Source organism: Nocardioides secundeburneus (assembly GCF_039939255.1).
GTDB lineage: Bacteria > Actinomycetota > Actinomycetes > Propionibacteriales > Nocardioidaceae > Nocardioides.
This window is the reverse complement of sequence record NZ_JBDUUE010000001.1, coordinates 902,274-914,065: the sequence shown is the minus strand read 5'-3', so window position 1 is coordinate 914,065 and position 11,792 is coordinate 902,274. Positions and strand designations below refer to the sequence as shown.

Here is an 11,792-nt window from a genome sequence, read left to right as displayed (position 1 = left end):
CGTCAACCGCGCCACGCGCGGCCGTCGTCGAGATCGGCGTGCACCCTCACCCAGGCGTGCATGGCGATCGCCGCGGCGGCCGCGGCGTTGATCGACCGCGTCGAGCCGAACTGGGCGATGGAGAACGTGCCCGCGCACGCCGTCCGGGCGCCGTCTGACAGGCCCGGCCCCTCCTGGCCGAACAGGAAGCAGATCCGCTCCGGCACCGCCATCGTCTCCAGGTGCGCCGAGCCCGGAAGGTTGTCGATGCCCCAGACCGGCACCGGGTCCGGCCGGTCGCCGAGGTGGGCGACCAGGTCGGCGACGCTCGGGTGGTGGCGCACGTGCTGGTAGCGGTCGGTGACCATCGCCCCACGCCGGTTCCAGCGCCGTTGGCCGACGATGTGCACCTCGGCGGCGAGGAACGCGTTGGCCGAGCGCACGATCGTGCCGATGTTGAAGTCGTGCTGCCAGTTCTCGATCGCGACGTGGAAGCCGTGGCGGCGGGTGTCAAGGTCGGCCCGGATCGCCTCGACGCTCCAGTAGCGGTAGCGGTCGACGACGTTGCGCCGGTCGCCCTCGGCGAGGAGCTGCTCGTCGTAGACCTCGCTGCCGGGTCCCGTCGGCCACTCCCCCGGCCACGGCCCGACCCCGACCTGGGCCGGACCGTGCGGCACCGGGTCGTACGGCGCGCGCTCCGCGGTCACCGATCCAGGGGGGATCTCAGGGTCGCTGCGAGGCACGCGCGCGACGATATGACAGGTACGGTTGTCAAGTGGTTCTCCCCGGCGTCGTCGACGCTCTCACCCCGCTGTTGTTCGGCATCAAGTGGCTCGACCCCGAGTGGCTCCAGCACGAGTACGGCACCGCGTTCATCTGGATCGCCATCGGCATCGTGTTCGTCGAGTGCGGACTGTTCTTCCCGTTCCTGCCCGGCGACACCCTGCTCTTCGCCCTCGGCCTGTTCATCGCCGGCAGCAACGCCACCGGCTACACCGTCGTGGGCATCAGCCACGAACCCACCGAGCTCGTCATCGCGATGCTGCTGCTCGTCGTCGCCGCCTTCGCCGGCAACGTCGTCGGCTACGAGATAGGCCGCAAGCTCGGGCCGCCGCTCTACGAGCGCGACGGACGGATCCTCAAGAAGAAGTACTTCGACAACACCAGCGCCTTCTTCGACAAGCACGGCAACAAGGCGCTGGTCATCGGCCGCTTCGTGCCGTTCGTGCGCACCTACATCACGGTCGTGGCCGGCGTGACGCTGATGGAGCGGCGGCGGTTCTTCGTCTGGAGCGCCATCGGCGGCGTGGCGTGGATCATCTCGATCACCCTGCTCGGCTACTTCCTGGGCGCGGCCTTCCCGTGGCTGGGCGAGAACATCGACTACGTCACCATCGCCATCCTGGCCTTCACCGTCGTCCCGCTGGTCTACGAGTGGTTCAAGCACCGCCACCACGACGACGACACGACCGAGGCCACCCAGACCACCGAGACGGCGTCCGAGGACTACCCCAAGACCGCTGGGGCCTGAGGCGCCGTCCGGCGAGCTCCCCAGGGACTTCGCGCGCTTCTCAGGTGCAACCCCTGGGAACGTCAGGAGTACCCGGTGCACCGGGTACTCCCCGCACCGCGGCGCGTCAGCCTGCGACGGCGTCGAGGTCGGCGCGAGTGAGCACCGAGCGCACCTCGAGCCCGACGTCGGCGAGCGGGTTGTCACCGGCCGGCGAGCGGTCGATAGCGCACACGACGACGTCGACGATCGCGCCGGCCGCGCGCAGCGCCCGCGTGGCGTCGCGGACGGCGCCACCGGTCGTGATGACGTCCTCGATCAGCGTGACCCGCTTGCCCTCGAACGACGGGCCCTCGGCGAGCTTGCAGGTGCCGTAGGTCTTGGCCTCCTTGCGCACGAAGAGCGTCGAGGTGCCGGTGATCGCACTGACGACGGTGGCGATCGGGATGCCGCCCATCTCGAGGCCGCCGAGCAGGTCGGTGTCGTGCGGCAGCAGCTGCACCATCTCGCGCGCGACGCGGCCGAGCAGCAGCGGGTCGGCCTCGAAGAGGTACTTGTCGAAGTAGGTGTCGGAGACCTGCCCCGAGCGCAGCGTGAACTCGCCGCTGAGGCGGCAGGTGGCGTTGATGTCGGCAGCGAGAGAGGTGTCGGTCGTCGTCATGCGGGGTCCCCGACGCCTTGTTCGGCGGAGGAGCGAAGCGGGGGAGACGAAGAAGGTGGTGGGGTGCTCACGGCAGTAGTGTCCCAGGCGTGGTCGCGTCCCGCCTGCACGGCATTCCCCCGACGATCTTCGCCGAGATGTCGGCGCTCGCCGTCCGCACCGGCTCGGTCAACCTGGGCCAGGGCTTCCCCGACGAGGACGGACCCGCCGGCGTCCTGGCCGCTGCGCAGAAGGCGCTCGACGACGGCGCCAACCAGTACGCGCCGGGCATCGGCGTCCCGGCGCTGCGGGCGGCGGTCGCCGACCACCAGCGCCGGCACTACCGCCTCGACCTCGACCCGGACTCGCAGGTCGCGATCACGACCGGGTGCACCGAGGGCATCGCCGCCGCTCTGCTGGGCCTCGTCGAGCCGGGCGACGAGGTCGTGGTGCTCGAGCCCTACTACGACTCCTACCTGGCGATGCTGCAGATGGCCGGCGGGGTGCGCCGTCCGGTCACGCTGCGCTCGCCCGACTTCCGCATCGACCTCGACGAGCTGCGGGCGGCCGTCACGCCGCGCACGCGGTTCGTGCTGCTCAACAGCCCGCACAACCCCACGGGCACGGTGCTCACGACCGACGAGCTGCACGCGATCGCCAGCCTCGCCGTCGAGCACGACCTCACCGTGATCACCGACGAGGTCTACGAGCACCTGGTGTTCTCCGGCTCGCTGCACCGTCCCATCGCCACGTTCCCGGGCATGGCCGAGCGCACGCTGATGCTCTCGAGCGTCGGCAAGTCCTACTCGCTCACCGGCTGGAAGGTGGGCTGGGCCACCGGCCCCGCCCACCTCGTCGAGGCGGTCGTGGCCGCGAAGCAGTGGCTGACGTTCACCTCCGGCGCGCCGCTGCAGCCGGCGGTCGCCGTCGCGCTCACCGAGCACGCCGACTGGCCGCTCGCCCTGCGCCGCGACCTCGAGCAGCGCCGCGACCTGCTCGTCGCCGCCCTGACGGCCGCGGGCCTGCCGACCAGCACGCCGCAGGGCACGTACTTCGCGACGTCCGACGTCAGCGGCCTCGGCTGGGACGACGGCCTCGCCTTCTGCCAGGCGCTGCCCGAGCGGGCCGGCGTCGTCGCGATCCCCGGGCAGGTCTTCTACGACGACCCGACCGGCCCCGGCCGCCACCTCGTGCGGTGGGCGTTCTGCAAGAAGCGCGACGTGCTCGACGAGGCGATCGCGCGGTTGAGCGGGGCCGACCTCAGCGCGTGACGTCGGCTACCGGTGCTGACCGGGGCGCTTCTGCTCGGCGAACCACTGCGAGGTGCTCGATCGGAGCAGCACGACCGCGACGGTGATGCAGGCGGCGGTGATGAGCAACGGCACGACGAGCATCGCGCCGAGCAGGCTCGCCAGCGCCGCGCCGATGGCCGAGACCGCGAGCGCGATGCGGGCGGCGTTGACCCGGTTGGCGACCATGGCCGCCAAGCCGATCGCGATGATCGCCCAGACGAGCAGCACGACGAGCAGACCGATCGTCAGGTTGACCAGCAGGGCGGGGTCGAGGTCGAGGTCGTCGTAGGCGCTGCGGCCCGAGATCTCGTCGGCCATGGCGTTCTCCATGCCCGAGCGGTCGGTGGTCACGCCGACGAGGCCGATGAGGCAGGCGGCCAGCACCACCGACGACGCGACGATGGTGGCGACCACCGCGGTGACGACCGGGCGCGGCAACGGCTGCTTGCCCGGCTCCGGGGCGGCGGTCGGCGTCCGGCCCCACGGGTCGGGGGCCGGCGGCGGGGTCGACGCCCCGGCGGACTGTCCCGCCGTCGGGGGCGGTGCGTAGCCGGGCAGTGCGGTCGGCGTCGAGGTCGGCGCGGCCGGTGCAGCCGTTGCGGCCGTGGACGTCGGGCGCGGGGCGAGCGGCGCCGGCGTGCGACCGGCGAACCAGTCGCGGGCGGGCTGGGTCCAGAGCAGCAGCGTCGAGACCGCGACCAGGATGGTCAGCATCTCGTCGAAGGAGAACGTGGCGTTGACCTGCCAGACGACGGAGCCCGACAGCAGCATGAGCGGCACCAGGATGCTCAGCGCGAGGCGCGCGCCGCGGTCGCGCTGGAGCACGCGCCAGCCGAGGAACGAGGTGATCACGGCCGCGCCGCCGAGGAACGTCCAGATCGCCTTGATCAGCGTCTGCATGCCGTCGGCGTCGAGGCCGAGCACCTCCCCGCTCGACGTGCCGAGGAAGTCGGCGATGTCCTGCTGCGCCTCGATGGTGGTGAGGGCGGCGACCCGGTCGAAGGCGAGCAGCACCAGCATCGCCGAGGCGCCGAGCACGAACGAGCCGAGCATGGTGACCTGGGGCGGGCGCGGGGGCGTCTTGGCGGTCACCCGGACAGTCTCCCAAAGCGGGCGAAACGCGCCGGGACCGGGCGCTCGCGCGCCCGGTCCCGGTGTCGTGCCCCGACGTCGACGTCGGGCCGGTCGTCAGGCCGAGAGGGTGAGGCCGCCGCCCTCGGCGGCGACGTCGACGCGCACGGCGCCGCCGTCGGCGACGTGCCCGCCGATGAGCATCTTGGCCAGCGGGTCGCCGATCGCGGACTGGATGAGCCGGCGCAGGGGGCGGGCCCCGTAGGCCGGGTCGTAGCCGGTCTCGGCGAGCCAGGTCTTGGCGGCGTCGGTGACCTCGACGGTGATCCGCCGGACGGCGAGGCGGCGCTCGAGCAGCGAGAGCTGCAGGTCGACGATGTGGGTCAGGGCGTCGAGCGAGAGCGCGTCGAAGAGCACGATCTCGTCGAGCCGGTTGAGGAACTCCGGCTTGAACGACGACCGGACGACGCCCAGCACCGACTCCTTCTTCTTGTCCTCGTCGAGGGTCGGGTCGACCAGGTAGGTCGCGCCGAGGTTGGAGGTCAGGATGAGGATCGTGTTGCGGAAGTCGACCGTGCGGCCCTGGCCGTCGGTGAGACGGCCGTCGTCGAGCACCTGCAGGAGGATGTCGAACACCTCGGGGTGCGCCTTCTCGACCTCGTCGAGCAGCACCACCGAGTAGGGACGCCGGCGCACGGCCTCGGTGAGCTGGCCGCCCTCGTCGTAGCCGACGTAGCCGGGGGGCGCCCCGACCAGGCGCGAGACCGAGTGCTTCTCGGAGTACTCGCTCATGTCGATACGCACGATCGCGCGCTCGTCGTCGAAGAGGAAGTCGGCCAACGACTTGGCCAGCTCGGTCTTGCCGGTGCCCGTGGGGCCGAGGAACAGGAACGAGCCCGTCGGCCGGTCGGGGTCGGCGACGCCGGCCCGCGAGCGTCGGACGGCGTCGCTGACCGCGACCACGGCGGCCCGCTGGCCGACAAGACGCTCGCCGATGACGTCCTCCATGCGCAGCAGCTTGGCCGTCTCTCCCTCGAGCATCCGGCCCGTGGGGATGCCGGTCCACGCCTCGACGACGTCGGCGATCTGCTCGGCGCCGACGGAGTCGCCGACGAGCGGCTCGGCGTCGGAGGCCTCGACCTCCTCGGCGGCGGCGATCTGGCGCTCGAGGGCCGGGATCGCCTCGTAGTTGATCTTGCTGGCGCCCGCGAGGTCGCCCTCGCGCAGCAGCCGGTCGGCCTCGATGCGCAGCTGGTCGAGCTGCACGCGCAGCTCGCCCTCGCCCTCGCGGGAGGCCTTCTCGCGCTCCCACCGGGCCTCGAGCGCACGCAGCGACTCGCTCTTGTCGGCGAGGTCGGCGCGCAGGACGTCGAGCCGGGCGACGCTGGCGTCGTCGGTCTCCTTGTCGAGCGCGAACTCCTCCATCTTGAGCCGGTCGACCTGGCGCCGGAGCTGGTCGATCTCCTCCGGGCTCGACTCGATCTCCATCTTCAGCCGCGACGAGGCCTCGTCGACGAGATCGATGGCCTTGTCGGGCAGCTGCCGGCCGGTGATGTAGCGGTCGGACAGGGTGGCCGCGGCGACCAGGGCCGCGTCGGTGATGCGCACCTTGTGGTGGGCCTCGTACTTCTCCCGGATGCCGCGCAGGATCTGGATGGTGTCCTCGACCGACGGCTCGCCGACGAAGACCTGCTGGAAGCGTCGCTCGAGGGCGGGGTCCTTCTCGACGCGCTCGCGGTACTCGTCGAGCGTCGTCGCGCCGATCATGTGCAGCTCGCCGCGGGCCAGCATCGGCTTGAGCATGTTGCCGGCGTCCATGGCCGAGTCGCCGCCGGCGCCCGCGCCGACCACGGTGTGCAGCTCGTCGATGAAGGTGATCACCTGGCCGCCGGCGTCCTTGATCTCCTCGAGCACGGCCTTGAGCCGCTCCTCGAACTCGCCGCGGTACTTCGCCCCGGCGACCATGGCCGCGAGGTCGAGGCTGAGCACACGGCGTCCCTTGAGGGAGTCGGGCACGTCGCCGTCGACGACGCGCTGCGCGAGGCCCTCGACGACGGCGGTCTTGCCGACGCCGGGCTCGCCGATGAGCACGGGGTTGTTCTTGGTGCGTCGCGAGAGCACCTGGACGACGCGCCGGATCTCGCTGTCGCGCCCGATGACCGGGTCGAGCTTGCCGTCCTCGGCCGCGGCGGTGAGGTCGACGGAGTACTTCTCGAGGGCCTCGTAGGTCGACTCGGCGTCCTGGCTGGTGACGCGGCGGTTGCCGCGGAAGGCGGTCAGACCTTCGCGCAGGCCCTTCTCGGACAGTCCGGCGTCGGTCAGCACCCGCTGGGCCGACGAGTCGGTGCCGGCCAGGGCGATGAGCAGGTGCTCGGTGGCGACGTAGTCGTCCTTGAGGCTCGCGGCGAGGTCGAGGGCGCCGGCGAGCACGCGGGTCAGGGCCGGCGACGAGGCGGGCGTCTTGACGGTCGAGCCGCTGGCGCTGGGCAGCGCGCGCAACGCGGTCTCGGCGTGCTCGAACACCGTGGTGGCGTCGACACCCGACTTGGTGACCAGCGTGCGCGCGGCTCCCTCGGGGTCGCGCAGCAGGGCGACCAGCAGGTGCAGCGGCTCGACGGTGCTGTGACCGGACGTCGTCGCGCTCAGCTGCGCAGCCTCGATCGCCTCGCGGCTGCGGGTCGTGAATTTCTCGGCTCCGAACTGGGGCATGGGGGCAGTCTCCTGGGGTCGTGCGGTGTGCGTGGCCGATATGGCCACATCACTCTCAACGCACCCAAAGTTGAGTGTGTTCCGCTCAACTTACCTTCGCCGGGAAAGATCAGCCGCCGCGGACCGGCATCCGGTCCGCGGCGGCGGGTCGTGGCCCTGCGGCTCAGTCGAGGAGGGAGCCCGAGCTGGCCCGGGCCGTGCAGGCCGTGGTGACGACGTCGAGGGTGGCCGAGACCTCCCACGGCGTCGGCTCGCCCGGCGGCACCGCCTCCAGCACGGCGACCTTGCTCGCCGCGACCTTCGACTGCTCGTCGAGCCACTCGATGGTGAGGACGAAGTCGCGCGCCTTCTTCTCCCGGTTGCGCACCGTGCCGCGGGCCGTCAGCTCGCCCTCGCCGGGAGGGCAGGCCTCGACCGAGATCGCCCGCTGGGCCGGCCGGGGCCGGCCCAGGGCCGGCGGCGTGTCACTGGCCGCCGCGGTGGGCGCGCCGGCCTCGCCGGACGACGAGCCGGCGGAGCCACCGGACGAGCCGTCGTCGGGCCCGTCGTCGCTGCTGCACGCCGCCAGCCCGGTCAGGGCGGGCGTCGTGAGCAGCGCGACGGCCGTCGTCCGCAGGCGCCTCACGGCTGATCGGTCCGGCGCCGCCGGCGGGTCATGAGCAGGAAGCCGCCGCCGACGAGCCCGAGGGCCGCGACCAACCAGGCGAGCGCCACGCCGCCGGTGTTCGGCAGCGGCAGGCCACCACCGCTGGTCGGCGGCGGGGTGCCGCCGTCGTCGACCGGCGGGTTGCCGCCGTCGGTGCCCCCCGGCGGGGGCGTGGGCTGCGGGGTGGGCGGCGCGGTCTCGCCGTCGCCGTCGACCGGGATGACGTCGATGTCGAGGGTGTCCTGGTAGACGTTGCCGCCGGTGTCCTCGGCGGAGAAGTCGATCGTCGCGTCCCCCACGTAGCCCGGGGCGGGCGCGAAGGTGATCGTGCCGTCGAGGTCGACCGTCCAGGTGCCGATGCCGGGCAGCCTGTACTCGGTGATGCACTGACCACCCGGGGCCGTGGGCCCGGTGCCCGTCTGGCCGCCACCGGTGGCGGTGCCCGGCAGGAGGCAGACCGAGCCCGGCACGAGCGTCTCACCCGGCGCCGGCGTCACGTTGTCGAGCACCGGGACGGTGATCGGCGTGTCGACCGGCGTCTGGCCGTAGCTCGGCGCGGAGGTGCCGGGCGCGAGCACCGTGACGTCGATGGTCGCCTCGGTCTGCGTGCCGTTGGTGTCGGAGACGACGTAGTCGATCGGCGTGACCGGGCCGGAGAAGCCCGGCTCGGGGTCGAAGACGACCGCGCCGTCGACGACGGTCCAGACCCCCTCGCCCGGCACCGTGACGGTGGTGACCTCGTCGCCCGTGACCGGGTCGACGAGGAACAGCGTCAGCGGGTCGAGCGCGGCACCGGGGTTGCCGGTGTCGTTGGCCAGCACCCGGATGGTCACGGTCGTGTCGTGCGGCGTGACCACCGCGTCGTCGACCGCGACCGGGACGACCGGCGTCACGGTGACGGTGATCGTGCTGCCGACCGTCACGCCGATCGAGGTCTCGACCTCGTAGGCGACCGGGGACGCCGGGCCGGTGAAGCCGGGCTCGGGGTCGAAGGTCACCGCGCCGGTGGCCGGGTCGATCGTGTAGACGCCCTCACCCGGCACCGTCAGCGTCAGGCCGTCGGCGCTCACGGTCGCGCCGGTGGGCTGACCGGTGGGCGGGAAGACGAGGGTCGAGGTGTCGAACGTCGCCGGCGTGCCATCGGCGTTGGTGCCGGCCGAGTCGTTGGTCAGCGGCGTGAGGGTGACCGGCGTGTTCTGCTGCGTCGTCGTCGTGTCGGGCGAGGCGTCGGGACCCTCCTGGACCGTCACCGTGAGGGTGGCGGTGTCGGTGGTGCCGTTGGCGTCGACGACCTGGTAGACGACGGGGGTCGTGGTGCCCTCGAAGCCAGGCGCCGGGGCGAAGACGACCGAGCCGTCGGGCTGGACGACGTAGCTGCCCTGGCCGGGCACCGTGATCGTCGTGCCGTCGGGGGTCACGGTCGCGCCGGCCGGCTGGCCCACCGTGGGGAACACCGTGTCGCCCGGCACCAGCGGGGCGGTGAGCGCGCCGGCGGTGTCGTTGGTGGCGCCGGCCAGCGTGACCGGGGTGCCGAACGTCGTCGACGCGGTGTCGTCGGTGGCCGTCGGGTTGATCGGCGTGACCTCGATGGTGATGGTCGCGGTGGCCGGGTTGCCCAGCGTGTCGGTGACCTGGTAGCTCACCGGCGTCGCCTCACCGGTGAACCCGGGAGCCGGGTCGAGGGTGATCGTGCCGCCGGGGTCGACGGTGTAGACGCCCTCACCGGGCACCGTCAGCGTCTTGCCGTCGGGGCTGGTCGTCGAGCCGGTCGGCTGGCCGGTCGACGGGAACACGACCGAGTCCGGCACCCAGGCGCCGGTGGTGCCGTCGGGGTTGTTGCCCGGGGTGTCGTTGGTCAGCGGGTTGATGGTCACGGTGACGTTCTGCGGCGTCGTGACCTCGTCGGGGTCGGCGTCGGGTCCGCGGCGCACCGTGACCTGCAGCTGCGCGGTGTCGGTGGTGCCGTTCGTGTCGACGATCCGGTAGGTCACCGGCGTCGTGGTGCCGACGTAGCCCGGCTCGGGGGTGAACAGGACCGAGCCGTCGGGGTTGAGCGTGTAGGTGCCCTCGCCCGGGAACGTCAGCGTCTTGCCGTTGTCGGTGACGCTGGCGCCGGTCGGCTGCCCGCTGGTCGGAAAGACCGTGTCGGCCGGCACGAGCGGGGCGCTCGGGGCGCCCTGGGTGTCGTCGAGCGCACCGGGCAGCGTGACCGGGGTGTCGAACGCCGTCGACGCGCTGTCGTCGGTGGCCGTCGGGTCGATCGGCGTGACCGTGACCGTGATCGTCGAGGACGCCGGGTTGCCCAGCGTGTCGAAGACCGTGTGGAGCACCGGCGACGCCGGGCCGGTGAACGACGGGGCCGGGTCGAAGACCACGGTGCCGTCGGGGTCGATCGTGTAGACCCCCTCGTCGGGCACGGAGAGCGTCTTGCCGTCGGGGCTGACCGTCGACCCGGCCGGCTGACCGGAGACGTTGAAGACCAGCGTGCTCTCGACGAAGTCGCCCGCGCTGCCGTCGGCGTTGTTGCCCGGGGTGTCGTTGACGAGCGGGCTCACCGTCACGGTGACGTTCTGAGGCGTCGTCGCGGTGTCAGGCACGGCGCCCGGGCCGGTGCGGACCGTCACCGAGATGTTGGCGATGGCCGGCGTGCCGTTGGCGTCGCGGATCGTGTAGGTCACCGCGGTGGTGGGCCCGGTGAACCCGGCGACCGGGGTGAAGGTGACCGTGCCGTCGTCGTTGAGCGTGTAGCTGCCCTCGGTCGGGACGGTGATGGTCTTGCCGCCGTCGGAGATGGTCCAGGCCGGTGGGTTGTCGGCGGCCTCGAACGTGCCGGAGGCGACGTCGATCGGCGCGGACGTCGCACCCGCCACGTCGTTGCCCGCGAACGAGAACGTGACCGGCGTGTTGAACGGCGTGTTGGCGGCGTCGTCGACGGCGTCCGGGTTGATCGGCGTGACCGTGACGGTGACCTCGGCGCCCGAGGCGTTGCCGGCGGTGTCGACCGCGACGTAGCTGATCGGCGTGGTGGTGCCGGTGAAGCCGGGCTCGGGGTCGAAGGTGACGGTGTTGTCGGGGTTGGCCGTGTAGACGCCCTCGCCCGGCACGGTCAGGGTGCCGCCGTTGTCGGTGACCGACGAGCCCGTGGGCTGGCCGGTGGTCGGGAAGCGGACCGAGCCGGGCACGAAGGCGCCGTCGGTGCCGGCGGCGGTGTCGCTCGGGGTGTCGTTGACGAGCACCGGAACGGTGACGTCGACGTTCTGCGGCGTCGTGGTGCTGTCGTCGAGCGCCAGCGGACCGGGCTGCACCGTGACGACGAGCGTCGCGGTGTCGGTGGTGCCGTTGGCGTCCTCGACCTGGTAGACGACTGCGGACGTGGTGCCGACGAAACCGTTGACCGGGGTGAAGAGCACCGTGCCGTCGGGCTGGATGACGAAGGAGCCCTGGTCGGCGACCGTGGCCGTCTTGCCGTTGGGGCTGATCGTGGTGCCGGCCGGCTGGCCGGTGGTCGGGAAGACCGTCAGGCCCACCTGGAGCGGGGCCGGAGTGCCGCCCTGCGGGTCGCCCGCGGTGTCGTCGAGGAAGCCGTCGAGCGTGACCGGGTTGTTGTACGGCGTGCTGGCGGTGTCGTCGGTGGCGGTCGGGTCGATCGGCGTGACGACGACCGTGATGGTGCTGGTGGCCGGGTTGCCGTAGTCGTCGGTGACCGTGTAGCTGACCGGGGTGGTGGGGCCGGTGAACGTCGGGACCGGCGTGAAGGTGACGACACCGTCGTCACCGGCGGTGTAGGTGCCCTCGCCCGGGACGGTCAGCGTCGTGCCGTCGGGGCTGACCGTCGAGCCGGTCGGCTGGCCGGTGATCGAGAACACGACCGAGGTCGGGTCGAAGCCGTCGCCGGGGTCGCCGGCGCCGTCCTCGCCTGGGATGTCGTTGGTCAGGACCACGATC

Annotated in this window: 8 protein-coding genes; 2 read left to right on the top strand and 6 right to left on the bottom strand. The window is 72.2% G+C overall.

Annotated features, from left to right (window positions below):
* Positions 1 to 2 precede the first annotated feature (2 nt).
* Positions 3 to 686: a TrmH family RNA methyltransferase gene (locus ABFT23_RS04150; protein WP_347892800.1), complete on the bottom strand. Its 684-nt coding sequence runs from the start codon at positions 684 to 686 to the stop codon at positions 3 to 5.
* A 68-nt stretch (positions 687 to 754) separates the two neighbouring features.
* On the opposite strand from ABFT23_RS04150, the gene ABFT23_RS04145 reads away from it, so the two are divergent.
* Positions 755 to 1,510 carry a DedA family protein gene (locus ABFT23_RS04145; RefSeq protein ID WP_347892799.1) on the top strand — a complete coding sequence of 252 codons (756 nt, stop codon included), beginning with the start codon at positions 755 to 757 and terminating at the stop codon, positions 1,508 to 1,510.
* A gap of 106 nt (positions 1,511 to 1,616) precedes the next feature.
* Here ABFT23_RS04145 and pyrE read toward each other — a convergent pair whose 3' ends face one another.
* The gene (gene pyrE / locus ABFT23_RS04140; RefSeq protein ID WP_347892798.1) at positions 1,617 to 2,150 is read right to left on the bottom strand and encodes an orotate phosphoribosyltransferase; all 534 of its coding nucleotides are present in this window, start codon (positions 2,148 to 2,150) and stop codon (positions 1,617 to 1,619) included.
* 89 nt (positions 2,151 to 2,239) lie between these two features.
* Here pyrE and ABFT23_RS04135 point away from each other — a divergent pair, with 89 nt between their 5' ends.
* On the top strand, positions 2,240 to 3,400 hold the full coding sequence (locus tag ABFT23_RS04135; protein ID WP_347892797.1) for a pyridoxal phosphate-dependent aminotransferase: 1,161 nt from the start codon (positions 2,240 to 2,242) through the stop codon (positions 3,398 to 3,400).
* Between the two features lie 6 nt (positions 3,401 to 3,406).
* Here ABFT23_RS04135 and ABFT23_RS04130 read toward each other — a convergent pair whose 3' ends face one another.
* The 4 genes from ABFT23_RS04130 to ABFT23_RS04115 all read right to left on the bottom strand — a co-directional run bounded on the left by ABFT23_RS04130 (position 3,407) and on the right by ABFT23_RS04115 (position 11,788).
* Positions 3,407 to 4,513: a hypothetical protein gene (locus ABFT23_RS04130; RefSeq protein WP_347892796.1), complete on the bottom strand. Its 1,107-nt coding sequence runs from the start codon at positions 4,511 to 4,513 to the stop codon at positions 3,407 to 3,409.
* Between the two features lie 96 nt (positions 4,514 to 4,609).
* On the bottom strand, positions 4,610 to 7,201 hold the full coding sequence (gene clpB, locus ABFT23_RS04125) for an ATP-dependent chaperone ClpB (protein WP_347892795.1): 2,592 nt from the start codon (positions 7,199 to 7,201) through the stop codon (positions 4,610 to 4,612).
* A 163-nt stretch (positions 7,202 to 7,364) separates the two neighbouring features.
* Entirely contained in the window at positions 7,365 to 7,826 is a 462-nt protein-coding gene (locus tag ABFT23_RS04120) for a hypothetical protein (protein WP_347892793.1), read from the bottom strand.
* Positions 7,823 to 11,788 (bottom strand): Ig-like domain-containing protein, encoded by a 3,966-nt coding sequence (locus ABFT23_RS04115; RefSeq protein ID WP_347892792.1) that lies wholly within the window; start codon positions 11,786 to 11,788, stop codon positions 7,823 to 7,825. Before ABFT23_RS04115 ends, ABFT23_RS04120 begins: the two co-directional genes overlap by 4 nt.
* Positions 11,789 to 11,792: the final 4 nt, after the last annotated feature.